Source organism: Mesorhizobium sp. M0016, from assembly GCF_040324035.1.
Taxonomy (GTDB): domain Bacteria; phylum Pseudomonadota; class Alphaproteobacteria; order Rhizobiales; family Rhizobiaceae; genus Mesorhizobium.
This window is the reverse complement of sequence record NZ_JAMYVM010000002.1, coordinates 233,978-260,910: the sequence shown is the minus strand read 5'-3', so window position 1 is coordinate 260,910 and position 26,933 is coordinate 233,978. Positions and strand designations below refer to the sequence as shown.

Here is a 26,933-nt window from a genome sequence, read left to right as displayed (position 1 = left end):
CTATGTTCCGTTTTGTCTGTACCCGCCCGGACCTTGTCCATCGGGTCTGGGTACGCTTGTCTTCAAATGGCGCGGCAAGTCGTCGGGCATATGCACGAAGGGCAGCTGCTCGCGCACATAGGCATGGTGCGTCGGCCGGAAATAGGCCGGCATGTCCATGGCGCCCAGCATGAAATAGATGTGGTCTTCCAGCCGCTCGTCGACATAGGCGATAGGCGAGCCGCAAATGCCGCAGAACGAGCGCGTCACCGGCCCGTTCTCGTACATCTTCAGCGCCTTGCCGGTGAAAGCCACCTGCTCGGTCAGGAAGCCGACAAAGGCCGACACCGGCGCGCCGCTGGCGCGCCGGCAATCGCCGCAATGGCAATAGCTGATATGGTGCGGTTCGACTGATGCCTCGAACCGTACCGCGCCGCAGCGGCAGCCACCCGTGTGCGGCGCCGTCATGCGGAAAGACCTCCGAACAGCGTCGGCATGTCGAGCGGCCTGAAACCGTAATGCGACAGCCAGCGCACATCGGCGTCGAAGAAGGCGCGCAGGTCCGGCATGCCGTATTTCAGCATGGCGATGCGGTCGATGCCCATGCCCCAGGCAAAGCCCTGATATTCGTCGGGATCGAGCCCGCCGGCGCGCAGCACATTGGGGTGGACCATGCCGCAGCCGAGGATCTCCATCCAGTCGGAGCCTTCGCCGAATCGCACTTCGCCGGGCCGCGAGCGGTCGCACTGGATGTCGACCTCGAGGCTGGGCTCGGTGAACGGGAAAAAGGACGGCCGGAAGCGCATCTTGACCTGCGGCACCTCGAAGAAAGCCTTGCAGAATTCTTCCAGCACCCACTTCATGTTGGCGACATTGGCCGATTTGTCGATCACCAGCCCCTCGACCTGATGGAACATCGGCGAGTGGGTAGCGTCGGAATCCTGCCGGTAGGTCTTGCCGGGAATGACGATGCGGATCGGCGGCTTCTGCTTCTCCATGGTGCGGATCTGTACCGGCGAGGTGTGCGTGCGCAACAGCTTGCGCTCGCCCTTTTCGTCCGGCTGGAAAAAGAAGGTATCGTGCATCTCGCGCGCCGGATGCCCTTCGGGGAAATTCAGCGCGGTGAAATTGTAATAGTCGCTCTCGACATCGGGACCTTCTGCGATGGCAAAGCCGAGATCGCCGAAGATCGCCGCGATCTCGTCGATGACCTGGCTGATCGGATGGATGCGGCCGCGCTCGGCCGGCGATTGCCGCACCGGCAGCGTCACGTCGACCGTCTCGGCGGCAAGGCGCGCCGTGACCGCCACATCCTTCAGCTCGACCTTGCGTGTCGTCAGCGCTTCGGTGACGCGGTTCTTCAGGCCGTTGATCGCGGGGCCCTTGACCTGGCGCTCCTCGGCGCTCATCGCGCCCAGTGTCTTCAGCAATTCCGAGATCGACCCCTTTTTGCCGAGAGCCGCGACGCGCACGGCTTCGATAGCAGCCTCATCGGCGGCCGACGCGACGTCGGCCATCAGGGAGTTTTCGAGAGTATCCAAGCCGGTAGCTATGTCGTTCACGGTCAAACTCGCTGTGTTGGGAGTCAACTTTGAGGTGAAAGTCACTTTCAAGTTGAAAGTTCAGCCATAAGAAAAACCCGCGCCAGCCGTGCCAGCGCGGGTTCCCCAATCAGAATTGCGAATGCTGGGAAGCGCTGGTCTTAGGCGACAGCGCTTTCAAAAGCATTCGGGGTGGTGTTCTTCAGATATTCGAGCGCGACCTTGGCCTTGGCCACGAGTGCGGCGAACGCCTGCGGTTCATGGATGGCCATGTCGGACAGGATCTTGCGATCGATCTCGATACCGGACTTGTTGAGGCCGTCGATGAAGCGGCCATAGGTCAGGCCATGCTCGTGCGTCGCGGCGTTGATGCGCTGGATCCACAGCGCGCGGAACGAGCGCTTGCGGTTCTTGCGGTCGCGATACGCATACTGCATCGACTTTTCGACCGCCTGCTTGGCGATGCGAATGGTGTTCTTGCGGCGGCCGTAGAAGCCTTTCGCGGCTTTCAGGACCTTCTTGTGCTTGGCGTGCGAGGTGACGCCTCTTTTTACGCGTGCCATGTCATGATCTCCTTAAACGCTGTTCCTGAAACCGAATGCTCAGAGGCCGTTCGGCAGAAAATTCTTGATGACCTTCTTGCCATCCGGTTCAGCCAGAACCATCGTGCCGCGGGCATTTCGAATGAACTTGTTGGAACGCTTGATCATGCCGTGACGCTTGCCGGCCGCAGCCGACAGGACTTTACCCGTACCTGTGATCTTGAACCGCTTCTTGGCGGCCGATTTGGTCTTCATCTTGGGCATTTTGCTACTCCGTATTGGTGGCGCACAATCGCGCTTCTTGTTCGCTTCGGGCGGACCAAAAGCCCGAAAAGCAAATGAAACCGCCACGGCATGCCCTGCCGGGCGGTTTTCTTGGAACGGCGGTCCTATACTTCAAAGCGGGCTGGCGCGCAACACCCGAGCGGCTGCGACGCTCTGTCTTAATTCACGGTGCAAGCCTGGGCTCCGATAGGTGGGTCGAGATTCAGGTCAGGCCGAGCCGAAAACGGCTGATGCCGAGAACCGGAGCGGAGCGTACTTAAGTACGTGAACACCGGAAGCGCAGGGATCGGCCGTTTGCAGGTCGGCCTCACCTGAATATCAGCCTACCTAGGGGAGCCTGAACAGCACCGGGAGTATACCCGATTGCTGGGCGCCATCGATGGTCTCGAACACCGGCAACGCCACCAGAAACACCAGCCCGTCGAGCAAGGTGGTCAGCAAGAGGCGCGGCTTGAAGCTGCCGGTGTCGCCTTCCTGGTAGAGCGACAGCTTGGGGAAGAAACGCGGCACCCGCGCCAGATAGGCTGTGTAGGGCGCGCCGAGAACCTCCTTGAGATACCGTTCCTCGCGCAGGATGACGATGTGGAAGGCGCCGGCGCACAAAAGCGCAAACAGGACGATGCCGGAGAACGAGCCGATCTGCGCCCCGACGCCGGCGGCGGCAACGGTCGAGAACACGTAGAGCGGATTGCGGGTGATCGAATAGGGTCCGCCGGTGACCACTTCGGAGGATTTGCGCCCGCCGATATAGAGTGTCGACCACAAGCGGCCTACGACGCCAAGGAAGATCAGCAGCACGCCGACCATCTCGATCGTTTCATGCACCGGGGTATCGGGCGGGAAGGTCGACTGGCCGAACAGCAGTGCCGCAAACAGCACCACCACCAGCACCGCAAGGACCATGCGGCGCATGTGCTGGTAGCCGCCCAGCTCCTTGATGGGCGCAGGGTTGATTTCATTGGCCATGTCGGGAATCCGATCGTCGAGAAGCTTTGCCGGCGATCGCGGCGTCTGGACAGGAGAATCGGCGTCCCGCCGATCGCCGGGACGCCATGAGACAGGATTCAGGCGGATTTAGAGCGCAACGCCCGAACTGATCTAGCGCGGCGCCAGCACCATCATCATCTGGCGGCCTTCCAGCTTCGGCTCGGCTTCGACCTTGGCGATGGTAGCCGTCTCCTCGCGCACCTTGTTCAGGAGCTGCATGCCGAGTTCCATATGCGCCATCTCGCGGCCGCGGAAGCGCAGCGTCAGCTTGACCTTGTCGCCTTCCTCGAAAAAGCGCCGCACGGCCTTCATCTTGGTTTCGTAGTCATGGCTGTCGATGTTCGGGCGCATCTTGATCTCCTTGATCTCGATGACCTTCTGGTTCTTGCGCGCCTCGGCCGCCTTCTTCTGGTTGGCGTATTTCAATTTGCCGAGATCGAGAATTTTGACGACAGGCGGCACCGCATTGGGCGAGATCTCGACCAGATCGAGCCCTGCCTCTTCGGCGAGCAGCAATGCGTCGTTGATGGAAATATCGCCGCGGTTCTGGCCATCGGCGTCGATCAGCTGGACCCGGGGAACCCGGATATCACGGTTGGAGCGCGGGCCATCTTTGGTGGGCGCCGCTGCTTTGAAAGGTCTGCGAATGGTCGTGGTCTCCTTGGCCGTTTCGTTCAGGGTTTCAATCTAGAATGTTCAGGACGCGCCAATGTGGTGAGCGCGCGGGCGGAGTCAATAGCACAGCGCTGACAGAAAATCACCCTGATCGCAGGCCTGCACCAAACAAAGGATGTCGCGAGCACTTTCCGCCTCGCCTGTGCCTGTGTCAAAAGACCGGCGAGTAAAATCAGGCTCCCACAATCAGGCCCCCAGAACCAGGATTGATCCACAGCCATGACCGCGACCACCCCAACCCTACTGGATGTCGACGGCATTGATATCGCGGTTCGCCATTCCTCGGGCGCAACGCCCGGCGTCGTCTGGCTCGGCGGCTACAAATCCGACATGCTGGGCACGAAGGCGCAAACGTTGTCGGATTGGGCGGCCAGGGAAGGCCGCGCATATCTGCGCCACGACTATTCCGGCCATGGCGAATCCGGCGGCGCCTTTGCCGACGGCACCATCTCGAAATGGCTTAGCGAGAGCCTCGCCGCCTTCCGGCGTTTCACCGAGGGCAAGCAAATCCTGGTCGGCTCGTCGATGGGCGCCTGGATCGCGCTGCGCATGGTGCAGGAAATGCGCAAGGCGGGCGACAGCAATGTGGTTGGCCTGGTGCTGCTCGCGCCGGCGCCGGATTTCACCGCCGAGCTGGTCGAGCCGGCTCTGACGGAGGAACAGAGGCGCGACCTCCGGGAGAAAGGCTTTTTCGAAGAACCTTCGGACTATTCCGCCGAGCCTTACATCTACACAAGCGCGCTGATCGAGGACGGCAGGGCGAACCGGGTCATGACCGGGCCGATCGATACCCATTGCCCCGTCCACATCCTGCAGGGTCTGGCCGACGCCGACGTGCCGGCAAGCCATGCGCTGAAGCTGGTCTCGCTGCTGCCAGCCGACGACGTCACCTTGTCGCTCATTCCCGACGGCGACCACCGCCTGTCGCGGCCGCAGGATCTCGACATGCTGCTGAGGGCGGTGGGCGACATGGTTCAGCGGGCGGGGTAGGCAAGAATGCGCATTTCCATCCCGATATCCGCCTTTGTCGCGGCAATCGTCGGCTTCGGCGGCACGCTCGCCGTCGTCATTGCCGCCGCCAAGGCGGTTGGCGCCACCCAGGCCGAGACCGCGAGCTGGGTGACAGCAGTGTGCGTGGCGATGGCGATCGAATGCCTGTGGCTGTCCTGGCGCACGAAAATGCCCATCATCACCGCCTGGTCGACACCAGGCCTGGCGCTGATGGCGGCATCGAGCGGCTTTACCATGGCCGATGCGGTCGGCGCCTTCATCGTCACCGGCCTAATGTTGATCGCCACCGGCCTGTTCAAGCCGCTGACCCAGCTTATATCAAGGATACCGACGTCGGTCGCGTCCGGCATGCTGGCCGGCATCGTCGTCACCTTCGCGCTCAATGCCGTCAAGACCATTCCGGTCGACCCCTGGTTGATCCTGCCGCTGATCGCGGCCTTCTTCGTCATTCGCCTGTTCAACCCGGCGCTGTCGGTGCTGGCGGTGCTGATCGGCGGCGGCATCGCCGCCTTCCTGACAGGCCGCGTCGGCGGACTGCCGGCGCCGGAACTGTCGACGCTGACGCTGATTGCCCCGCATTTCAGCGCCGCAGCTGTCATCGGCCTGGCGCTGCCGCTCTACCTCGTCACCATGGCGTCGCAGAACCTGTCGGGTCTCGCCGTCTTGCGCGCCGCCGGCTATCACCCCGAACCCGGCCCGCTGATCGGCGTCACCGGCCTGTTCTCGCTGCTGTCGGCGCCGTTTGGCGGCTCGACCACCAATCTGGCCGCGATCTCTGCGGCGATCTGCACCGGGCCGGACGTCCATCCCGACCCGGCCGAGCGCTGGAAGACCGGACCCTTCTATGCACTTGCCTATCTGATCTTCGCGGTTTTCGGCGCCTCGCTGGTGGCGATCTTCGCAGTGCTGCCGCAAAGCCTGATCGTGCTGGTGGCCGGCCTGGCGTTGATGGGGTCGCTGGCCAACGCGCTGGCGATCGCGCTCAAGGACGAGGACCAGCGCATGGCGGCTACTGTCACCTTCGTTGTCACCGCGTCGGGGCTGACTTTGTTCGGCGTTGGCGCCGCCTTCTGGGGCTTGGTCGCCGGCCTGGTCGTGCTTTTCCTCGAAGCGGTCAAAAAGCGATAATCAATTCAGGACCTTGTCCGGTTTTGGCGGACGTTGTCTTGAATCGCCGTTTTTCTCATCCCATTTCGAATCCACGCAGCCGCTCTTGGCTGTCTCCAACCGAAGGAATGGGAGAAAATGAACACATCCGCATTGATCCGCCCGGCCTGGACGCCGGCGACCATCGCGCTGATGGTGATCGGCTTCATGGTGTTCTGGCCGCTTGGCTTCGCCATGCTCGCCTACATCATCTGGGGCGACCGGCTTGACGGCTTCAAGCGCGACGTCAACCGGGCCACCGACGGCATCTTCGCCGGCTGCCGTCGCGGTTCCGACAAGGCCGCGCGCTGGGGCCACGGTTCGGCCCGCACCGGCAATGTCGCTTTCGACGACTGGCGCGAGAAGGAACTCGAACGCCTCGCCGAAGAGCGTCGCAAGCTCGATGAGATGCTGAGCGAGTTCGATGAGTACGCCCGCGAATTGCGCCGCGCCAAGGACCAGGACGAGTTCGACCGCTTCATGGCCAACCGCAACAAGTCGACAGCGCCTGCAAAGACAGGCTCGGCCGAAACGGCCAAGCCCGCGACGCCCAAGCGCAAGGGCCCGAACCTGCTTGACGACTGAGGCTGCGCGCATGACCCCGAAAATCGAAACCGATTTTCGGAAAGGTTCATGCGCCGAATTAGAGTGCTACAGCGTCCTTTGCGCGTCAGAGACGCGCGGCGCTCTAAGACAGGCCTTGGCATGATGGACGGCGTCGCGCGAGCGGCGCCGTTTCTTTTTTGTTCTGGTCGTTTTCCTCGAATCGCGTATCGTTCAGCCATGTCCTTCGGCTTTTTCCGCAACCTGACCAAACCAAAACCCTCGCCTGTCGAAGAGCGAGAGCACGTCGTTGCCGGCCGCACACTGCCGCTCAGGATCGTCGAGAGCGCCCGCGCACGGCGGCTGACGCTGCGCATCGATTCGGGCGGCCAGGGGCTGCGCATCACCGTGCCGCCGGGCTTGCGCCGCGGCGAGGTGGAGAAATTCCTTCACCGCCACCAGGACTGGCTGGAGCAGCGTCTGGCCAAGGTGCCGACACGGCCGCAAGTGCGCCCCGGCATCAAGATCCCGATACGCGGCGTCGCGCATCGCATCGTCCACGAACCGTCGAAACGCGGCACCGTCACCGTGTCGCGCGACGAGCGCGGTCCGCTGCTGATCGTCCATGGCGAGCGGATACATTTGCCGCGCCGCATCGCCGATTTCCTCAAGCGTGAGGCCAAGAAGGACATCGAGAAGCTGGTGGTCAAGCATACCGAGGCCATCGGCAAGCGCGCCAAGGCGATCCGCTTCAAGGACACGTCGAGCCGCTGGGGCTCCTGCACTTCCGACGGCAATTTGTCCTTCTCATGGCGCATCATGATGGCGCCGACGCCGGTGATAAACTACTTGGTCGCGCATGAGGTGGCGCATCTCAAGGAGATGAACCACGGCCCGAAATTCTGGAAACTGTGCGAGCAGCTCTGCCCCGACACCGACCGCTGCAAGGACTGGCTGAAGCGGAATGGTGGGGCATTGCAGGCGATTGTGTTCGATTAGCCTGCGCCAGCGCCGCGCTCAATCATCATTGGCCGCATTAAGCTCTTCAGGCCGCAGCCCTTCGTCGCCATGGCGCGGCCATGGCAGGAAATTCTGCTCGAACGCATCGCTGCCGAAATAATCCAGGACCCGGTGCGCTTCCGCCCCGTCGAAGGCGGCCTTTTGCATCAGATGGGCGATGACGTCGCGCGCTTGCGCGATCTTCTGCCTGAGTTCGGCTATGCTCTGGTCGGCCATTCGTCTGCTCCGCCTTCCTTCTCCCATCAATAGGTAGCGCCTTTGGCGTTGCCGGCAAACAGCATGCTTTTTCTCGACTCTTGGCCGGTTTCGTGCCAAGCCCCGCGCCATGGCGCTCGATATCAAGATCTGTGGATTGAAGACCGATGAGGCAATGGCCGCGGCCCTGGCCGGCGGCGCCAGCCATGTCGGCTTCATCTTCTTTGCTAAAAGCCCGCGCTATGTCGAGCCTGCGGCAGCCGGCCGCCTGCGCGAGGCGGCAATCGGCAAGGCCAGGGCGGTCGCCGTGACGGTCGATGCCGATGACGCGTTCCTGGATGAGATCGTCGCAAAGATGCGCCCCGACATGCTGCAGTTGCACGGCACGGAGACGCCCGAGCGGGTGGCCGAGGTGAAAGCTCGCTACGGCCTGCCTGTCATGAAGGTGTTCTCCGTCAGTGAGGTAGCCGATCTCGAGCGGCTAAAGCCGTTCATCGGCGTTGCCGATCGCTTCATGTTCGATGCCAAGCCACCAAAGGGCTCGCAACTTCCGGGCGGCAATGGCGTCGCCTTTGACTGGCGCATCCTGGCCGGCCTTGACGCCGGGCTCGATTACATGCTTTCCGGTGGGCTCAACGCCGCCAATATCGGCGACGCCCTGATATCAGCCAATCCGCCCGCGATAGACATTTCGTCGGGGGTGGAAAGCGGCCCGGGCGTCAAGGATCCGGCGCTGATCGAGCAGTTCTTCCGGGCCGTCAGGGCCGCGCGCGACGACCGCGCTGCCTGAGGCACTTCTTTCGAACCCGAGCATGTTCCGGAGAAGTGGGAACCGGTTTTCCGATAAGACATGCTCAGAACCAAGACCAGGAGATCGGCGATGAACAAGCCGGCGACACCCAATTCCTTCCGCACGGGACCCGACGAACAGGGCATGTTCGGCATCTTCGGGGGCCGCTTCGTGGCCGAGACGCTGATGCCGCTGATCCTCGACCTCGAACGGCACTGGAACGAGGTCAAGAACGATCCGGACTTCAAGGCCGAACTGACCGACCTGTCGACCCATTATGCCGGTCGGCCATCAAAGCTGTATTTCGCCGAAGGGCTCACAAAACACCTTCGTGAGGTTTCCTCGGCGAAGGGCCTCGGGGGCGGCGCCAAAGTCTACTTCAAGCGCGAGGATTTGAACCACACCGGTTCGCACAAGATCAACAACTGCCTCGGCCAGATCCTGCTCGCCAAGCGCATGGGCAAGAAGCGCATCATCGCCGAGACGGGCGCTGGTCAGCACGGCGTTGCCGCGGCCACGGTCGCGGCGCGCTTCGGCTTTCCCTGCGTCGTTTATATGGGCGCCACCGATGTCGCCCGCCAAAGCCCCAACGTCTTCCGCATGAAGCTGCTCGGCGCCGAAGTGCGGCCGGTGACCGCCGGTCACGGCACGCTGAAGGACGCCATGAACGAAGCGTTGCGCGACTGGGTCACCAATGTCGAGGACACTTATTACCTGATCGGCACTGCCGCCGGCCCGCATCCCTATCCGGAGCTGGTGCGCGACTTCCAGTCGGTGATCGGCATCGAGGCGCGCGCCCAGATCCTCGAACAGGAAGGCCGGCTACCCGACACCATCATCGCGGCTGTCGGCGGCGGCTCGAACGCCATCGGCCTGTTCCATCCGTTCCTGGATGACAAAGAAGTCCGCATCATCGGCATCGAAGCCGGCGGCCGCGGCCTTGACGGCATCGAGCATTGCGCCTCGATGAATGCCGGCGCGCCCGGCGTGCTGCACGGCAACCGCACCTATCTCTTGCAGAACGCCGACGGCCAGATCCTCGACGGCCATTCGATCTCAGCCGGCCTCGACTATCCCGGCGTCGGCCCCGAACATTCCTGGCTGCGCGATTCCGGCCGCGTCGAATATGTGCCGATCCTCGACGACGAGGCGCTGGAAGCCTTCAAGCTGACGACGCGCGTCGAAGGCATCATCCCGGCGCTGGAATCCGCCCACGCCATCGCGCATGCGGTGAAGATCGTGCCTGATATGGACAAGGACCAGATCGTCATCGTCAACCTGTCGGGACGCGGCGACAAGGATGTGCACACAGTGGCCTCGATGCTGGGCATGGAGATCTGATCATGGTGACCCGCATCGACCGCCGCATGGCAAAACTGAAAGCCGAGGGCCGCCCGGCGCTCGTCACCTATTTCATGAGCGGCGACCCCGACTATGACACCGCTTTGTCGATCATGAAGGCGCTGCCCAAGGCCGGCGCCGACATCATTGAAATGGGCATGCCGTTTTCCGATCCGATGGCCGATGGACCGGCGATCCAGGCCGCTGGCCTGCGGGCGCTGAAAGGTGGCCAGACCCTGGTCAAGACGCTGAAGACGGCGGCCGATTTCCGCGCCGGCGACAATGACACACCGATCGTGCTGATGGGCTATTACAACCCGATCTACATCTACGGCGTCGATCGCTTCCTCAAGGACGCGATCGCCAGCGGCATTGACGGGCTGATCGTCGTCGACCTGCCGCCGGAGATGGACGAGGAGCTCTGCATTCCGGCGCTGAAGGCCGGCATCAACTTCATCCGCCTGGCGACGCCGACCACCGACGACAAGCGTCTGCCCAAGGTGCTGCAGAACACGTCGGGCTTTGTCTATTACGTCTCGATGACCGGCATCACCGGCTCGGCCCTGGCCGACACCGGCAAGGTTGCGGAGGCGGTCAGGCGCATCAAGGGCCATACCGACCTGCCGGTCTGCGTCGGCTTCGGCGTCAAGACCGCCGAGCAGGCGCGCATCATCGGCGCTTCGGCCGACGGCGTCGTCGTTGGTACCGCGATCGTCAATGCGGTCGCCAATGTGCTGGGGCCGAAGGGCGAAAAGACTGCCGACCCGGCCGAAGCCGTTGCCACTTTGGTCAGCGGCCTGGCGCAAGGCGTGCGTTCGGCCCGCCTTGCTGCTGCCGAATAGTTCTCCTACCTTTTTACCTGACTCTTCGTCAGGACAGGAACCGAAGCGATGAACTGGATCACCAACTACGTTCGCCCGAGGATCAATTCGATGCTCGGCCGGCGCACCGACATGCCCGAGAATCTGTGGATCAAGGATCCCGAGACCGGCGAGATGGTGTTCCACAAGGATCTGGAATCCAACCAGTTCGTCATCCCGTCCTCGGGCCATCACATGAAGATTTCGGCCAAGGAGCGGCTGAAATTCTTCCTCGACGACGGCAAGTACGAGCAGCTTGAGAACCCCAAGGTCATGCAGGACCCGCTCAAGTTTCGCGACGAGAAGCGCTATACCGACCGGCTGAAGGACGCCAAGGCCAAGACCGGCCTGGAAGACGCCATCGTCAACGCGCTGGGCACCGTCGAAGGCCTGCCGGTTGTGGTGACGGTGCAGGATTTCGCCTTCATGGGCGGCTCGCTGGGCATGGCCGCGGGCGACGCCATCGTGCACGGTTTCGAAGTCGCCCTGCAGCGCAAGCGGCCGCTCATCCTGTTTGCCGCCTCCGGTGGCGCGCGCATGCAGGAAGGCATCCTGTCCCTGATGCAGTTGCCGCGCACCACGATCGGCGTCGACCGGCTGAAGGAAGCCGGCCTGCCCTACATCGTCGTCTTGACCAACCCGACCACCGGCGGCGTTACCGCCTCCTACGCCATGCTGGGCGATGTCCACATCGCCGAGCCCGGCGCGCTGATCGGCTTTGCCGGCCCGCGCGTCATCGAGCAGACCATCCGGGAAAAACTGCCGGACGGCTTCCAGCGCTCCGAATATCTTATGGAGCACGGCATGGTCGATATGGTGGTGTCGCGGCTGGAACTGCGCGAGACGATCGCGCGGCTGTTGAAAATCCTGCTCAAACTGCCGCAGGAGCAAAAGCTGCTGGAGCCGGAAATCCTGCCGCCGTCGGTCATCCCCACGGAAGCCCGCCCGCAGGCCTGACGCGACACAATATGCCGCCATGCACAATTGCGCACGGCGCGCGCCTTCGTCATCCTAGGGCGGAGCAGGAGCGCAGCTCCGTCGCGCAGACCCTGGGATCCATGCCGTGACCTGCGAGCTGCGCCACGGCTGTAGTAACTGTGAAAATGTAGAGGCGCTTGAGTGGACGTATTGATGGGACGCAGGGACAGAGAGGCATGGCCTTCTGAGCCGCTGCGTCTTTCGGTGAGGGTCACGGAATGGGTTCTGGGGTCTGCGCCGCGTCGCTACGCTGAAGGCCTGTCGTCATGACCACACTTGCCGCAGACCGTGAAATCGAAGCCCTGATGGCGCTGCACCCGAAAGGTTTCGACCTTTCACTCGATCGCATCACCCGGCTGCTCGAACGCCTCGGCAATCCGCAGGATCGGCTGCCGCCGGTCATCCACATCGCCGGCACCAACGGCAAGGGATCGTGCGCCGCCTTTTCGCGGGCGCTGCTCGAAGCCGCCGGCCACCTTGTCCATGTCCACACCTCGCCACATCTGGTAAACTGGGCCGAGCGCTACCGGCTGGCGGCCGATGGCGGCGGCAGGCTGGTCGACGACGAGACTTTCGCCGAGGCCATCGCCCGCGTTGCCGAAGCCAATGCCGGCCAGAAGATCACCGTCTTCGAAATCCTCACCGCCGTCACCTTCGTGCTGTTTTCCGAGCATCCGGCCGCCGCCGCCATCATCGAGGTCGGCCTTGGCGGCCGCTTCGACGCCACCAATGTCGTCGCCCGGCCGGCCGTGTCTGTCATCATGCCGGTGTCGATGGACCACGAAGCCTATCTCGGCGACCGGGTCGAGCTGATCGCCGCCGAAAAGGCCGGCATCATGAAGCGCGGCTGCCCGGTGGTCATCGGCGCGCAGGAAAGCGAGACGGCGCTGCAGGTGCTGATCGAGACCGCCGAGCGGCTGGATTGCCCGACCTTCGTCTACGGCCAGGATTTCCTCGCCTTCGAGGAAAACGGCCGCATGGTCTATCAGGACGAGGCCGGGCTGATGGACCTGCCGCCGCCGCGCCTGCCCGGGCGCCACCAGTTTGCCAATGCGGCGGCGGCGATAGCCGCGGTCAAGGCCGCCGGCTTCGAGATCAGCCACCGCGCCACCGAAAAGGCGATGGCCAAAGTCGCCTGGCCGGGCCGCATGCAGAAGCTGCCGCAGGGCGGGCTGGCCGATCTGGCGCCCAAAGGCGCCGACATCTGGCTCGACGGCGGTCACAATCCGGGCGCCGGCATGGTCATTGCCGAAGCCCTGGCCGAGCAGGAGGAGAAGAACCCGCGGCCGCTGTTCCTGATCTCCGGCATGATCAACACCAAGGACCAGAGCGGCTATTTCCACGCCTTCAAGGGTCTGGTCAGCCACGTCTACACCGTGCCGGTGAGCATGAGCGATGCCGGCGTGCCGAATGACGAACTGGCGGTCCGCGCGACCGAAGCTGGTCTCACCGCCGAGCCCGTCAGTTCCGTTGCCAGCGCGTTGATGCTGCTGCGCGACACCTGGGACGGCCCGGCGCCGCGCATCCTGATCGGCGGTTCCTTGTATCTCGCCGGCGCGGTGCTGGCCGAAAACGGTACACCGCCGACCTGAGTGGACAATCACCGCAAGGAGCCCGTGATGATCAAGGTCAAGCAGCTCGCCCATGTCTGCATCTTTGCGCATGATCTGGAAGCGACGGGCAGCTTCTACCGCGATGTGCTCGGCCTCGACGCCCAGTTCAACTTCCTGCGCAACGGCAAGGTCTTCGGCTTCTACCTCAATTGCGGCGGCCGCAGCCATGTCGAGGTGTTTCAGAAGGACGGCACCACCTACAGCGAGCAGAACCAGATCAACCATTTCTGCCTTGAGGTGGAAAACATCGACGCCGCGATCGCCCACATCAAATCGAAGGGCGTCGACGTCACGGCCAAGAAGCACGCCTGCGACGATACGTTTCAGGCCTGGATCCGCGACCCCAACGGCGTGAAGATCGAGCTGTTCGAATACACCGCAAAAAGCGCGCAATTCACCGGCGGGGATCGCATCGCCGACTGGTAGTATTTTGGCCCGGGGAATCTATCGGGCGGTTGCCCCTCGGGCAGAAGCCCCGATATGCTTGGCGAAGCATGGAGGCAAGCTCGAATGGTTGTGAAGTGTCTTGTTACCGTCGACAACGACCCGCCGGAGGAGCTGATATTTGAATATGCTCCGCGGGTCGGCGATCATGTGATGTTACCGGGAGCCATCGAGCCACCGCACCCAATTGTTCGAGTGGCCCACAGACCGACGCGCCCCAATGATGCATCCGGCCAGCCCAGTGTCGCGTATTTCGTAAGCCGAGAGACGTTTCTCTATCGTGTGTATACGGGCGCTATAGAGGGATATGGGCAGGTCCTGAAGCCCGCGACCGGACGGAAGCCCGGCAAGCCTAGGCAGGCCAAAAAAACCGTGGCTCAAACTAAATAGACATCGGCGGCCGCGGCACCAGTCTGAGGCCTATTTCAGCTCGATCTCGATGAAGGCGTATTCGCCGTCATTGGCGCTGATGACGTCGTGCTCGACGCCTTCCTTGCGGAAGTAGGGCGCGCCCTTCTTCATTTCAGCAAAACTCTCGCCGTCCTTGGTCACCAGCTTCACCTTGCCGTCCATCAGCGGCACCACGACGTAGTCATGGCCATGCCGGTGCCAGCCGGTGTTGTCGCCGGGCTGGAAGCGGTATTCGGTGACGATGACGCGCTCATTGTCGATGAAGACGGTGGCCTTGGCGGATCCGGTCATTCTGTTTCTCCCTGTCCTGCCTCAAGCAGATGACATGGAGTGCGCCGATGCGAGGGCCAGAGGCGGCCGGGCGATGACGCCAAAGAAAAAGCCCGGCGCGAGGGCCGGGCTTCGATCTCGGGAACTAATGCAGGTCGCCCAAAAGTGGTCCCGGTTTTGGGAGGACGACATGCATCAAAACAAAGCCAGATCAGGCGAGGCTGCCATTGATCCAGTGCGACAGCGCGGTCTTCGGCGCGGCGCCGACCTTCATGTCGGCGACTTCGCCGCCCTTGAAGATCATCAGCGTCGGGATCGAGCGCACGCCGAACTGGGCGGCAAGCTCGGGGTTCTCGTCGATGTTCAGCTTGGCGATCTTGATCTTGTCGCCGAGTTCGTTGGCGATCTCTTCCAGCGACGGACCGATCATCTTGCAGGGGCCGCACCATTCGGCCCAGAAATCCACGACGACGGGCTGCGAGGCGTTGAGCACATCGGCCTGGAAATTGCTCTTGTCGACCTTGACGGTGGCCATGCGAAATCCTTTCGAAATTTATCTCGCACCAAATGTGGTGGTTGAGCAGCCCTTCTTCAAGCAGAACTTGTGTCACGCTCCCGTGAGTCGGGCAAGGGCGTCATCCATCGCCTGCGCCGGCAGTTCGATCAGCCTCGGCGCCTCGGTAAACAGCAGCGCCGCCGTCACTGCGCGGCCGGGGTAAAGCGGCTTGAGCAGCGCGCGGTAGAGCGCCAGCTGCAGTATATAGGCCGGCGGCACCTGGGCCAGACTCGCAGGCGCCGGCCGGTTGGTCTTGTAGTCGACGATCGATACGCGCTCGGGCGTCACCGCCAGCCGGTCGATCTTGCCCGAGATCGAGCGCAGTCTGCCTTTGACTTCGAGGCTGCCCATGACCGCGACTTCAGCGCGTGACGAGGACGAAAACAGCCCGGCAAAACGCGAATCTCTGAGGATCGCCATCACCGAAGCCAGCGCCTTGTTGCGCTCGGCCTCCGGCCAGTCGGCGCCGGCTCGAATGAGATACTGCGCCGCCGCGCCTTGCCGTTCGTCTTCGGCAAAACCGGGCAGCATCTGCAGCAGCTTGTGCAGCGCCAGCCCGCGCATCACCGCAAAGCCCGGCTCCGCCTCGCTGTCCAGCACCGGCGAGCGGGTATCGACAACAGCTTCCTTGGCCTCGTCGATCAGCGCCGACGCGCCGGAAGGCGACAGCGGGCGCGGCAGCTCCTCATAAGGCGGCAAGGGCCGGAACAAGCCCACCGGCAGCGGCGGCACCTGTTGCGGCAGCCGCGACTCGTCGGCTGCCGCTTGCGCCACCGGCGGAAGCTTGGTCATGACGAAACGGTGCACCGGCTCGCTGCTGGCGGGGTGGCGGCGCTCCGTGCTTTCCGGCGCGGCAAGCAGCGCGCGGCTGACAATCGAATGCCAGGTGCCGGTGCTGGGCTGACGCTTGCCGTGATAGCCGCAGACGATCAGCCGGTCCTCGGCGCGCGTCATGCCGACATAGAGCAGCCGCCGGTATTCGTCGTCGGCAAGCTCCCGCGCCCTGGCCGAGGCCGCCTTGGAGAAGCCGTTGGCGACATCGGCGGCCGAGCGCCAGAGATAGCCCTTGCCGTCGAAATTGCGGCCCGAAGCGTCGAACGGCATGAGCCGCGGCAGATGCTGGTCGCTGAACGGCGCCGAACCGCCATCGACCAGGAAGACAACAGGCGCTTCCAGGCCCTTGGCGGCATGCACGGTCATGACGCGGACCTCGTCGCGCGTCTGGTCCATCTCGCGCTTGATCTCCGGGCCGGTGTTTTCCAGCGTCGCCAGGAAAGCCTCCAGCCCCGGCAAGCCGGTGCGTTCTTCGGCCAGGCAAAAGCTCAGGAATTCGTCGAGAATGTCGCCGGCCTCCGGTCCGAGCCGGGCAATCATCTTCTTGCGCAGGCCGTCGCGCGCCAGCAGGCCGGCATAGAATTCGAAGACAGGCCGGAAAGCCGCCTCATTGGCCCAGCCGTCGAGGCGGGCGACGACATTGGTCAGCGCTTCGCTCTCGCCGGCATGAAGGCGCAGTGACGCTATCAGCGAGGCCGGTCTTCCCGCACCAAGCGCAAAAAGCGTCTCTTCCGACAGGTCGAAGATCGGACTGCGCAGCACGGTGGCGAGCGACAGATCGTCCTGCGGCTGGATGAGGAAATGGCCGAGCGCGATCAGATCCTTCACCGCAATATGGCCGGGCAGGCTCAGCCGGTCGGCGCCGGCGACCGGGATGTCGCGGTCCTTCAGCGCGCGCGACAGCGCATGCACGAAGCGGTCGCGTTTGCGCACCAGCACCAGAATGTCGCCGGCTTTCAGCCGGCGGCCTTTGCCCTCGATGATCTCGCGGTTTTTCAGCCAGGCCTGGATCGTCTCCGCGACATGTTCGGCCACCCGCACCGCCGGCGCGCTGGCATGGTTGACGGGCAGCGTCCAGTCGTCGGGCTCCTCGACCGCGTCGGCGCCGAGCGACGGCCAGACCTCGACATAGCCCGGCGCATCGTTGCGGATCGCCTTGTGGTCGAGCGGGTCGGGATCATGGCTGATGCCGCGCCGCACGCCCGGCTCGGCAAAGACACGGTCGACCGCGGCCAGCACGTCGTCGGTCGAGCGGAACGACCAGGTCAGTTTTAGGTCGGCGAACGAGGCCTCCGCATCGCGCACGCGCCCGGCAAACAAAAGCCGGCTGTCGGCAAAGGAATCGGGCGCCGCCCCCTGGAAGGAATAGATCGACTGCTTTTCGTCGCCGACGGCGAACACCGTGCGATTGGTCGTGCCGCGCTGGCCGTGGCCGGCAAAGAACTCCTCCGCCAGCCGCTTCACCACCTCCCATTGGTCGGGGCTGGTGTCCTGCGCCTCGTCCAGCAGGATGTGGTCGATACCCTGGTCGAGCTTGTACTGCACCCAGGGTCCGGCATCCGGCCGCGCCAGAAGGTTGACGGTGCGGGTGATGAGGTCGTTGAAGTCGAGAAAGCCGCGGCTGCGCTTCAGGCGCTCGTACCGCACGATCAGCCAGTCGGCTATGGTCAACGCCGCGACCGTGCCTTCCAGCATCCGGAACAGCGCCAGCCGGTCGGAGACCTCTGTTATCGCCTTGGCGGCCGCCAGATAGCGCTCGGGAAGGTCGGGCAGCCGGCCGAGCAGCGCCTTCTTGAACAACTTTGAGGGATCATAGGGGTCGCCATCGGCCTTGAGAAAGGCTTTGCCGAGCATCTGCAGCCGGCGGGTCGGGTCCGTCTCGGCAAAGGCCAAGCGGGCATAGGGCAAGAGATTGTTGAGCACGGTGCGGGCGTCGGCGGCCTCGGCGGCACTGGCGAACACTGCAAAGAAGTCCAGCAGGAAACCCGGCAGCGGCCATACCGATGCCGCTATGTCTTCGGCGTTCTGCCCGGGGCGGAAATGGAATTCGTCGAACAGGGCCCGAAAGCCGGCGCCGTCGCGCCGGACCGCATCGATGAAGCCGCGTAAGCCGTCGCGCTTGCGAACGATTTCGGCGAGCAGCGCATCGAGCCCGTGTTCTCCGCCGCGCTCCAGCACGGTGGCAAAGGCCTCGGCCAGTCCGGTGTCTCCGGCTGACGTGCCCGAAATCATGTCCCGGCGGGCGCCAGCAAACAGCGAGGCCTCCATCTGCGGATCGAGCATTTCGAAATGCGCCGGGATGTTGGCCTCCAGCGGAAACTGGTGCAGCACCGATTCGCAGAAGGCGTGGATGGTCTGGATCTTCAGCCCGCCCGGCGTTTCCAGCGCTTCGGCAAACAGCCGGCGCGCCCGCCGCATCGTGTCGCGGTCGGGTCGGCGGCCGTCCACCGCCTCAATCTTTGTGGCAAGCTCGGCATCGCCGAGCGCCGTCCATTCCGACAGGGTCGAGAACACGCGGTTCGACATGTTGGCGGCGGCCGCCCGCGTATAGGTCAGGCACAGGATCTTCGACGGATCGGTGCCGTTGAGCAGCAGCCGGATGACGCGCTGGGCCAGCACATGCGTCTTGCCCGAGCCGGCATTGGCGGACACCCAGGCCGAGTTCTTCGGGTCGGAGGCGCGCGCCTGGCTGGCGGCGGTTTCGCTGGGGATGGGATAGGCTTTTTTCATGCCTCCCCCGCCTCGTCATCGCTGTCGCCGCCGGCCGACCATTCGAGCACGCGCGCCAGATGGTCGTAATCGCCATCGCTCTCGCCCTCGCGAAAAGGCAGCGCCCGCGACAGATAGCCGGTCGTCGGATCGGCATAGTGGACCAGCAGCTTTTCCAACCGCGCCCAAGCCTCCTCGGCGAGGTCTTCGGCGGTCCGAGGCTGGCGGTTGTAGTCGAGGATGGATTCCTCGAACACTTCGCCATTCGGCTTCAGCCGCACGAATGCGAGCTGGGAGGGCTCGCGCGCGCCAAGCCCCTTGAAGGCGCCGCGCCGGAGCAGCGCCCCTTCGAGCGCCAGCTGTGGCGCCAGCAGCGTGTGGGCCTGCGCCTTGGACGGGGACGAGCCGGTCTTGTAGTCGAGAATGTCGGCCATGCCACCGGCCAAAAGGTCGACGCGGTCGGCATAGCCGGACAGCGTCACGCCGGTGCGGCCGACAGCGGTCTTTTCGGCGCGCTCCTCGGCATGCCGCCGGGCGACGGCGGGAGCGCGGCCGCGCTCCCATTCGATGATGTTGGCGGCAAGCTTTTCGAAGCGCGGCCACCACACAGCCTCGACATCGGCGGGCAGGGCGATCTCGGCAAAGCAGGTCCGGCCGGCGGCGATAAGGCGCTCCAGGGCTTCCGGCGCGCGCGGGTCCGCAACCTCTGTCGAGAACAGATGCAGGATGTCATGAAACAGCGTGCCGCGCTCGGCCGCGCCGGGATCGCGGATCACCGGTTCGAGCGGCAGAAGGCTCAGAATACGCCTTGCATAGACCGCATAGGGGTCGCGTCGCAACGTCTCGATCTCGGTCACCGAGAAGTGGGTGGGCCGCATGCTCAGCGGCGGTTTCGGCTGCGGTCGCGGCGCGAAATGCTGCCGCTCGCCGGCATCGAGCGCGCGCGCCCAGGCAAGCAATTCGTCGCCGCGTCCGCGCAGTGCGGCTGCAGGATCCTTGCCGATGAAGGTGAGGATGCGCTGCAACCAGCGCGACGGCACCGCCGGTGCGTCGCTGGCGCGGGCGGAGCGCGTCAGCACCACCTTTTTCGCCCCCATGGCCATCTGGAAGTCGTGGGCGGCAAGGCCGATGCGCCGTTCGGGCGGCTCGAGGTCGATGCCGGTCTTCATCAGCCGCGACATGAAGCGGTCGCTTTCCGGCTTGCGTGGCCACACGCCTTCATTCAGCCCGCCAATGACCAGCGTGTCGACGTTCTGCAGCCGTGCCTCCAGCGCGCCCCATATGGCAATGTTGCGGTCTGTGCCTTGCCCGGGCTTGACCGTTTCCGGTGCTACCAGCGCGTCCATCACATCAGGCCATTCGTCGGCCGGGAAGTCGAACGATGCAGACGCGGCGACCACACCGCGCAGCAGCTCGGCGAGTTTCTCGCCGGCGTCGCCGGCATAAAATTCAGCCAGGCTGCCCTCCGCCGTGCGGCCGAGATTTTCCAGCGCGGCGACGCTCGCTCTGGTCAACGCGACGAGATCGGCGTTCTCTTCACCGCGAAAGGCAGTCAGCGGCGCCAGCGCCGCCACAAGCCGGCTCAGCATATCGCGGGCATTGTCGATGCCGCGCACGCTCAGGCGCGAAAACCAGAAGGGCTGGCGCTTGTCCCCGCGCAGCCCGGCGAGACGCTCCTCGAACAGTGCTGGCAAAGAGGCGATGTCGGGGCGTCCGGTGCCGCCGCGCAGCGCCACGAGTTCGATGAGCTCGGCGGCATGGCGCACGCCGGTGCGCTCAAGTCCGAGCCCGAGCAGCGGATGCTTGAGCAGCGACAAAAGGCCGACGGGATCGCCGGGCCGGAATACCGCTTGAAGTGTGAGCCGCAGCAGGCTGGCGGCAGGCGTGTTGGCGAGCGGCGTGCCGCCGGAATCGTCGGCGATCACGCCGAAGCGCAACAGCTCGGCCGAGACGCGCCGCGCCAGCCCGCGGTCGCCGGTAACGAGCGCTGCCCTTAGTCCCGGCTGTTCCACGGCGGTTTTCAGCGCGATGGCGATCGCCGCCGCCTCGTCGCGTTCGCTGGCGGCTTCGACCAGCGTCACGTCGGCGAAGGCCTCGGCGATGTCTACGGCGTTGAAGCGTATGCGGGTCTCGGCCCATAATTCCGTGGTCTCGGCCGGCCGCAGCGCCTCGCCGACAAGGGCCGCGCGGAGCGCCAGTGCGGGCTCGGCGGAGACCACTTCCTCAACATCGCCACGCAGCACGCCAATCTTGCCGATCAGCTTGGCCATGCCGTATTGCGGGTGGCCAAGCAGTGCCGGCCGCGCACCGGGCGCCCCAATCGCGGCAAAAGACGGTTCGTCCAGCATCCCATCGAGCCCGGGCAGCACCACGGCGCCGTTGGGCAGGCTGGCGACCGTGGCAAGCAGTTCGGCCGTGGCGGGAATAGAGCCCGTCGAGCCGGCGGCGATCACCGGGCCTTTGGGCGGGTTGCGTTCCAGCCGCTTCGCCTCGCGCCGGATCAGCGCATTGCGGTGCGCGGCCGGGTTGGAGCGGTCGCGCTCCTCCAGCAATTTCGGCCAGGCCTCGGTGACGATACGGAGGAAATCGAGCGTCACAAGCCACCATCCGGCAAGATTGCCGGTGACCAGATCGGCAAGCCTGGTCCAGTCCGTGCCTTCGGTTTCGATCTCGTCCATCAGCCGGGCGAGGTCACGCGCCAGCCAGATCGCATCGGCGGCGGAGGCCGGCACGACGATCTCTTCGTTGAACATATCAAGGACATGCGCCGGCAAGGTGCGCTTCCAGGCCCGCACCAGCGACGCCAGCAGCAGCAGGCGTTCGATGGCTGCGATCGGCGGCGCCATTTCAAGCTCGGTCGGCGTGCCGGCGTCGAAGGCGGCTTCGTCCTCGTCGAACTCTCCGAGCGGGCGGATGACCGGCAGGATCGCCGAACGGCGGCTCCCTCCCGGTCCCGAAAGCGCGTCGACAAAAGCGCCGCGCAGCGCACGGGCCGCGCGCCGTGTCGGCACATAGATGGTGACATCAGCCAGCGCCAGCGGATCGCCGTCGAACCGGAAGCCGGGCACCAGCCGTCCGGCCAGCAAGGCCTCGGCCAGAGTCGGCAGGAATGGCGCTCCGGGCGGGATCGAAAGAACGCGGCGCGCGCCGCTCATACCACCTTCGCGAGAGCGTCGGCGACCGCCGCTTCCGCCTGCGGAATGGCGTCGGGAGTGCCGACGGTGATCCAGCTTCCGCGCATCTGCATGCCGAACAGACGGCCAGAGGCGATTGCCTTGTCGAAATAGATGTTGAGCGAATGCGCCCCGGCCGGCGCATCCCTGAAGATGGCGGGATTGACGATTGCCGCTCCGGCATAGATCAACCCGGCCGGATCGCCTTTCGAGCGCCGCAGGCCGCCATCCGGCGCCATCAGGAAATCCGTGCCGACACCGTGTCCGGTGGCCGAGTCGAGATCGGTAAGCATCAGCAGAATATCCATTTTCGCGCCGTCCCATGCAAGGGCAAGGCGCTCGAGGCTGGGCTGCCCGCTGTCGATCCAGAACGTATCGGCGTTGATGATGTAGAAGGGGTCGCTGCCCAGCAGCGGCAATGCCTTGACGATGCCACCCGCCGAATTCAGCAGTGCGTCGCGCTCGTCGGAAATGACGATCTTTGGCGCCCGCCTGTGGGCTATATGGGCGACGATCTGGTCCGGCAGATAGTGCACGTTGACGATGGCTTTCTCGACGCCGGCCGCTTCGAGACTGTCCAGCCCCCAGTCGAGCAAGGTCCTGCCGGCGATCCGCACCAGCGGCTTCGGCATGGTGTCGGTGATCGGCTGCATGCGCTTGCCAAGACCCGCCGCCAGCACCATCGCTGTGGTCAAGGTCACGGGAGCCGTTCCTCCAGCAGGCCATGTGCCATGTAAAACTCCTTCAGCTGAGCCAGCGCCGGGTGCGCCAGCGCCCGCCTGAGATAATCGCGGATGCGCGGCAGGTGTCGGAGATAATAGGGCTTGCCGTCGCGCTTTTCGAGCCGCACGAAAATGCCGAGGATCTTTGAATTGCGCTGCGCCGCCATGATCGCATAGGCCGCGCGGAAGGCGTCCTCATCGAAGCCGACGGCGGCGTGGCGCGCAGCGACATAGGCGTCCACGGTCCGCTGCTCGATATCGGGCGAAACGGTGACGCGGGCATCCATGGCCAGCGACGCAACATCATAGGCCGCCGGACCCATCAGCGCGTCCTGGACGTCGACGATGCCGAGGCGGTCGTGGCCTTTGCGGTCACCGCGCCAGATGATGTTGGGCGAATGGAAGTCGCGCAGCATCAGCGTGTATTCCTGTGTGTCCAGCCGATCGAGAACCGCGTTCCATTCCCTGTGATAGCCGGCGCGTAAAGCCTCGCTTGCCGGGCTGCCGGTCACCATCGGCACATACCAATCGACCAAGAGATCGGCTTCGATCAGCATGGCGTCGCGATCGAAGGGCGGCACCTCGTGGAAGACGCCTGGGACGGCTTCCATGCGCGGCAGCCAGGTCTTGCCATGCATCATGGCCAGCAATTCGGCTGCTGCCGCGTAGCGCTCGGCCACCGGCTCACCATTGCCGTCGAGAAAACCTTCCGAGCCCAGATGCTCCAGCAGCAGAAACCCTTGCTCGAGATCCTCGGCATGGATTTTTGGGACACTGACACCTTGCGCCAGCAGCGCCTTGTCGATGGCGACGAAAGCGGTGACCGACTGCGCCGTGTGGGCGATCACGGCATAGGGCTTGCCGTCGCGCACCGGCGGCCCCAGCACCAGCCTTGGCGAATTCATCAGCACGCGCGGCGCAAGGCCGGCGAGCGAAACAATCTCGTAAGAGCGCGCCGAGGCGTCGCCGACGAAATGGCGCCGCGCGGCGTCGCCCCAACCGGCCGTTTTGAGGAAATCGCGCATCGCCAGCGATCGCGCCACGCGTTCGAAGGCAACGCCTTGGCCCGATAGTTTCGCCAATCGTCCTTCGTCCTGATGGACGAGTTCGATCCAGATCGACGTTCTCGGAAGAGCGGCCTCCGCCCGTTCCGGCCACTCGACAAGGGCAGCGCCCTGCAGCAGCGCCTCGTCGAAACCCAGCTCGTCCATCTCGCCGGCCGAGGACAGGCGATAGAGATCGAAATGGTGCACGGGGATGCGCGTGTCGTAGCTTTGCACCAAGGTGAAGGTAGGGCTCGGCACATCGAGGCCGGCATCATCGGCCAGCGCCCTGATCAGGGCCCGCGCCAGCGTCGACTTGCCGGCGCCGAGATCGCCCTTGAGCGCCAGCACGTCGCCCGGCCGCAGCGCCATGGCCAGGTCTTCGCCGAGCCTTGCGGTCGCAGCCTCGTCGGCGAGAAAACGCTCCAGCACAACAACAGTCATCGAGCGCGCTACTCGGCCGCGGCGCGGATGCCCGACGGTGCATCGGGGAAGGTGCAGATGACGGTGGTGCCCTTGTCCTTGCCGGTCTCGATGCGCACGCTGCCGCCGTGCAGCTCGACAAAGCTCTTGACGATCGACAGGCCTAAGCCCGCACCGCGCCGGCGCCCGCCATTGGTGCGCGGCTCGAAGCGGCGGAACACCGAATCGAGCAGGTCCGGCGGCATGCCGGGGCCGTTGTCATGGACGGAGAATTCCACACCTTGCTCCAAATGCCGGCAGGCAAGCGTGATAGTGCTCGCCTCCGGCGCGTAATTGGCGGCGTTGCTGAGCAGATTGTAGAGGATCTGGCGAACCCGGGTCTCGTCGCCGTGAAAACTCTTCGGCGCCGCAGCGGCGTCGATCCGGAGCTTGATCGAATGCTCTTGCAGCCGGTCGGCGACCAGTTCGGCCGCGGCCTCGATGGTGCGCTCGACGCTTACTTCCGAAATGTCGAGCTGCATGATGCCGGCGTCGACGGTGGCGAGGTCGAGTATGTCGTTGACGATGGTGAGCAGCACCGAGGATGACGAGCCGACATGCTCGACATATTCGCGCTGCTTTGGGCTGAGCGGCCCGGTCGCCGGCAGCGACAGAAGCTCGGTGAAGCCGATGATGTTGGTCAGCGGCGAGCGCAGCTCGTAGGAGACATGCTGCACGAACTCGTTCTTCAGCTGGTCGGATTTCTGCAGCGCTTCGTTCTTGTCCTTCAGCGCGCGCTCGACATTGACGCTGTCGGTGACGTCCACAAAGGTCATCATCACCTGGCCGTTGGGCAGCGGGATGACGGCGTAGCTGAGCACTGTGCCGTTCTTCAGTTCGGTCTGGCCATGGCGGTCGCGGCGCTCGTCGTCGAAACCGGTGATGGCGGCGACGAACCCGCCCCACGGGCTGTCGACGGCGCGCTGGTCGCTGAGATCGCGGATCGCCGAGACATGGACGTTGGGCTTGATCACATCCTGGCTCAGTCCCCACAGCGCGACAAAGGCTGGGTTCGACAGGCGCAGCCGCCCATCGGGACCGAACACGGCGACGCCTTCGGCCAGATTGTCGAGCGTTTCGCCCTGGACCCGCACCGCCGTCTGGTAGCGGCTTTCCAGGTCCATCTTCTCGGTCAGGTTCTCGAACACCCAGGTCACGCCGCCCTTCGGCTGCGGGTTGGCCACCACGCGGATGGTCTTGCCGTCGGGCAGATGCCACCAATGCTCTTGCGATTCCACCGCGCGGTAGGCACCAAGCAGGCCTTCTTTCCAGCGCCGCCATTCCGGCTGCTCGGCGATCTTGCCTTCGCTGCGCAGCCGGTCGAGCAGCAGCGCATTGTCGGGCGCGCTGTGCAGGAAGCCCGGGTCCAGCCCCCACAGTTTCTGGAACGCCTGGTTGAAGAAGCGCAACTTCTCGTTGGCATCGAAGATCGCCACCGCCGTGTTGAGCTGGTCGAGCGTGTCGGCATGGCTGCGCACCGTGCGCTCATATTCGCCGCGAATGGTTTCGGTGGCGCTGGTGTCGCAGGCAAGGCCGGCCGAGCCGTCGGCACCGGCGAAGTCGGTGACGGCGAACACGCGGCGGTCGCCCTCGATCACTGTCGACAGCGTTTGTTCGAAGATTGGGCGCGATTTGTGCTGCGCGGCGATCTGTTCGCGCGCCTGGGCGCCGAGGAATTCCTTGGCTTCGCGCACCGCGGTCTCGGCGTTCGGTGCCTCAACCGCTCCGGCATAGGCACGGTTGACCCATTTCAGCCGCCCGTCGGTGGCGCGCAGCCAGGCCGGCATCGGCAAGGCGTCGAGCAGGCCGATCATCGTCTCGTAGTCGGCGGCCAGCCGCTGGTTCTCGATCTTCAGCCTGGCCTGGCTTCGCTGCGTCTCCGACAGCGAGACGAAGCGCACCAGCACATGCGCGGCGCTCTTGCGGCCATGCACTTCAAGCGGCGCCCCGGCCTGCGATTCGATCACGAGATCAAAGGGTTTCGCTTTCTCGCGCAGACCAGCGACGGCATTTTCGAGCGCCGCCGCCGAGCGCGGCATCAGCCAGCGGCCGAAGGCGAGGAAGGCTGCACGGTCGTCCGGCGCACCGCTTTCCAGCGGCAGCGTGCCAATCAGCTCCGGCTTCTTGTTCTCCGACGCCCAGACGATGACGCGCTGGTCACGCAGATTGAGCAGCGCCTCGGAGCGCTGCAGCGCCGCATTGATGTCGGCAATGCGGGCTCTGAGTTCGACATTCTGCGCCGAGGTGCGGGCTCTTTCGCGGATCAGGAAGATGGCCGAGACCAGTGCCGCGCCCATGACGCCGACGAACATGGCGAGCTGGATGACTTCGACCGCGCTGACCGACAGTCCGGCCTTCTGCGCAATGGCCGGCTCGGCATGGGCGGCAAACGAGGTGAGCGGGCCGGCAAGAGCTGAGGTGGCAAGAAAGCCGGCGGTGCGGGCGCCGACGCGCCTCTTCAGGCCACCGCCTGTCGTGACGGAGCCATTGCTATCGGAATCGTCATGGCCGCCGGAAACGGCCGATCCCGCGCGAGGCGGGTTTTCCCCCGGCATGCCTTGGTCCTCTTCGCCGCCTGAATGCAAGACCGCCTAGATCAGGATCACGTTTGATGGAAACGCCCTTCTGACCTAACTCTTTTCTAAAGAGCATGATCTTTTCCGAAAACCGCTTCCCACTTTTCGCTGACGCGGTCCTTCGGTTCGAATCATGCTCTCGATGCGTACGCCAGCCTCGTCCCCGGCCCACGAATCAGCACAATAGCGCGTGCTGGAATCGGCGTGAAGAATCATCCGCGCAAAAA

24 protein-coding genes are annotated in these 26,933 nt (G+C 64.4%); 10 read left to right on the top strand and 14 right to left on the bottom strand.

The features are described 5' to 3' along the window. From NKJ88_RS04050 to infC, 6 genes are all read right to left on the bottom strand, one after another. Positions 1-447: a GFA family protein gene (locus tag NKJ88_RS04050; RefSeq protein WP_023696009.1), complete on the bottom strand. Its 447-nt coding sequence runs from the start codon at positions 445-447 to the stop codon at positions 1-3. Further along, entirely contained in the window at positions 444-1,496 is a 1,053-nt protein-coding gene (gene pheS, locus NKJ88_RS04045; protein ID WP_032885996.1) for a phenylalanine--tRNA ligase subunit alpha, read from the bottom strand. The genes NKJ88_RS04050 and pheS overlap by 4 nt, the downstream gene beginning before the upstream one ends. A gap of 185 nt (positions 1,497-1,681) precedes the next feature. Then, the gene (rplT, locus tag NKJ88_RS04040) at positions 1,682-2,083 is read right to left on the bottom strand and encodes a 50S ribosomal protein L20 (protein WP_023672281.1); all 402 of its coding nucleotides are present in this window, start codon (positions 2,081-2,083) and stop codon (positions 1,682-1,684) included. A 39-nt stretch (positions 2,084-2,122) separates the two neighbouring features. Further along, entirely contained in the window at positions 2,123-2,326 is a 204-nt protein-coding gene (gene rpmI, locus NKJ88_RS04035; protein WP_006201248.1) for a 50S ribosomal protein L35, read from the bottom strand. Between the two features lie 348 nt (positions 2,327-2,674). Next, positions 2,675-3,313 (bottom strand): methyltransferase family protein, encoded by a 639-nt coding sequence (locus NKJ88_RS04030; RefSeq protein WP_023755491.1) that lies wholly within the window; start codon positions 3,311-3,313, stop codon positions 2,675-2,677. 132 nt (positions 3,314-3,445) lie between these two features. Beyond that, positions 3,446-3,982 (bottom strand): translation initiation factor IF-3, encoded by a 537-nt coding sequence (gene infC, locus NKJ88_RS04025; protein WP_023744911.1) that lies wholly within the window; start codon positions 3,980-3,982, stop codon positions 3,446-3,448. Positions 3,983-4,228: 246 nt separating this feature from the next. Between infC and NKJ88_RS04020 the strand changes: the two genes are divergently transcribed. The 4 genes from NKJ88_RS04020 (at position 4,229) to NKJ88_RS04005 (ending at position 7,708) form a co-directional block, all read left to right on the top strand. Further along, positions 4,229-4,999, top strand: coding sequence for an alpha/beta hydrolase (locus NKJ88_RS04020; RefSeq protein ID WP_352443598.1), 771 nt, complete (start codon positions 4,229-4,231; stop codon positions 4,997-4,999). A 6-nt stretch (positions 5,000-5,005) separates the two neighbouring features. Then, positions 5,006-6,148 (top strand): benzoate/H(+) symporter BenE family transporter, encoded by a 1,143-nt coding sequence (locus tag NKJ88_RS04015; protein ID WP_023672285.1) that lies wholly within the window; start codon positions 5,006-5,008, stop codon positions 6,146-6,148. A 117-nt stretch (positions 6,149-6,265) separates the two neighbouring features. Further along, positions 6,266-6,751, top strand: a complete 486-nt coding sequence (locus NKJ88_RS04010; RefSeq protein WP_023672286.1) for a DUF2852 domain-containing protein — start codon at positions 6,266-6,268, stop codon at positions 6,749-6,751. A gap of 198 nt (positions 6,752-6,949) precedes the next feature. Next, complete coding sequence (locus NKJ88_RS04005) at positions 6,950-7,708, top strand: M48 family metallopeptidase (RefSeq protein WP_023702070.1); 759 nt, start codon at positions 6,950-6,952, stop codon at positions 7,706-7,708. Positions 7,709-7,726: 18 nt separating this feature from the next. Here the strand turns inward: NKJ88_RS04005 and NKJ88_RS04000 are convergent, their stop codons facing one another. Further along, positions 7,727-7,945: a hypothetical protein gene (locus NKJ88_RS04000; protein WP_023672288.1), complete on the bottom strand. Its 219-nt coding sequence runs from the start codon at positions 7,943-7,945 to the stop codon at positions 7,727-7,729. 109 nt (positions 7,946-8,054) lie between these two features. On the opposite strand from NKJ88_RS04000, the gene NKJ88_RS03995 reads away from it, so the two are divergent. From NKJ88_RS03995 to NKJ88_RS03970, 6 genes are all read left to right on the top strand, one after another. Further along, the gene (locus NKJ88_RS03995; RefSeq protein ID WP_023681392.1) at positions 8,055-8,714 is read left to right on the top strand and encodes a phosphoribosylanthranilate isomerase; all 660 of its coding nucleotides are present in this window, start codon (positions 8,055-8,057) and stop codon (positions 8,712-8,714) included. A gap of 90 nt (positions 8,715-8,804) precedes the next feature. After that, positions 8,805-10,055, top strand: a complete 1,251-nt coding sequence (gene trpB, locus NKJ88_RS03990; protein ID WP_023681393.1) for a tryptophan synthase subunit beta — start codon at positions 8,805-8,807, stop codon at positions 10,053-10,055. 2 nt (positions 10,056-10,057) lie between these two features. Next, entirely contained in the window at positions 10,058-10,897 is an 840-nt protein-coding gene (trpA, locus tag NKJ88_RS03985; RefSeq protein WP_352443597.1) for a tryptophan synthase subunit alpha, read from the top strand. A 48-nt stretch (positions 10,898-10,945) separates the two neighbouring features. Beyond that, positions 10,946-11,872, top strand: coding sequence for an acetyl-CoA carboxylase, carboxyltransferase subunit beta (accD, locus tag NKJ88_RS03980; protein ID WP_352443596.1), 927 nt, complete (start codon positions 10,946-10,948; stop codon positions 11,870-11,872). 287 nt (positions 11,873-12,159) lie between these two features. Continuing rightward, positions 12,160-13,485 carry a bifunctional folylpolyglutamate synthase/dihydrofolate synthase gene (locus NKJ88_RS03975; protein WP_352443595.1) on the top strand — a complete coding sequence of 442 codons (1,326 nt, stop codon included), beginning with the start codon at positions 12,160-12,162 and terminating at the stop codon, positions 13,483-13,485. Positions 13,486-13,512: 27 nt separating this feature from the next. After that, positions 13,513-13,932, top strand: a complete 420-nt coding sequence (locus NKJ88_RS03970; protein ID WP_352443594.1) for a VOC family protein — start codon at positions 13,513-13,515, stop codon at positions 13,930-13,932. A 438-nt stretch (positions 13,933-14,370) separates the two neighbouring features. On the opposite strand, the gene NKJ88_RS03965 is transcribed toward NKJ88_RS03970, so the two are convergent. From NKJ88_RS03965 to NKJ88_RS03935, 7 genes are all read right to left on the bottom strand, one after another. Further along, entirely contained in the window at positions 14,371-14,652 is a 282-nt protein-coding gene (locus NKJ88_RS03965; protein ID WP_023681396.1) for a cupin domain-containing protein, read from the bottom strand. Positions 14,653-14,842: 190 nt separating this feature from the next. Beyond that, on the bottom strand, positions 14,843-15,166 hold the full coding sequence (gene trxA, locus NKJ88_RS03960; protein ID WP_023672297.1) for a thioredoxin: 324 nt from the start codon (positions 15,164-15,166) through the stop codon (positions 14,843-14,845). A gap of 72 nt (positions 15,167-15,238) precedes the next feature. Next, positions 15,239-18,751, bottom strand: coding sequence for a double-strand break repair helicase AddA (addA, locus tag NKJ88_RS03955; RefSeq protein WP_352443593.1), 3,513 nt, complete (start codon positions 18,749-18,751; stop codon positions 15,239-15,241). Continuing rightward, complete coding sequence (gene addB, locus NKJ88_RS03950; RefSeq protein ID WP_352443592.1) at positions 18,748-21,885, bottom strand: double-strand break repair protein AddB; 3,138 nt, start codon at positions 21,883-21,885, stop codon at positions 18,748-18,750. The genes addA and addB overlap by 4 nt, the downstream gene beginning before the upstream one ends. Beyond that, complete coding sequence (locus tag NKJ88_RS03945) at positions 21,882-22,586, bottom strand: nucleotidyltransferase family protein (RefSeq protein WP_031195822.1); 705 nt, start codon at positions 22,584-22,586, stop codon at positions 21,882-21,884. The genes addB and NKJ88_RS03945 overlap by 4 nt, the downstream gene beginning before the upstream one ends. Positions 22,587-22,600: 14 nt before the next feature. Continuing rightward, positions 22,601-24,112: a tRNA (adenosine(37)-N6)-threonylcarbamoyltransferase complex ATPase subunit type 1 TsaE gene (gene tsaE / locus NKJ88_RS03940; protein WP_023828823.1), complete on the bottom strand. Its 1,512-nt coding sequence runs from the start codon at positions 24,110-24,112 to the stop codon at positions 22,601-22,603. 8 nt (positions 24,113-24,120) lie between these two features. After that, positions 24,121-26,685, bottom strand: coding sequence for a sensor histidine kinase (locus NKJ88_RS03935; RefSeq protein ID WP_023672300.1), 2,565 nt, complete (start codon positions 26,683-26,685; stop codon positions 24,121-24,123). Positions 26,686-26,933: the final 248 nt, after the last annotated feature.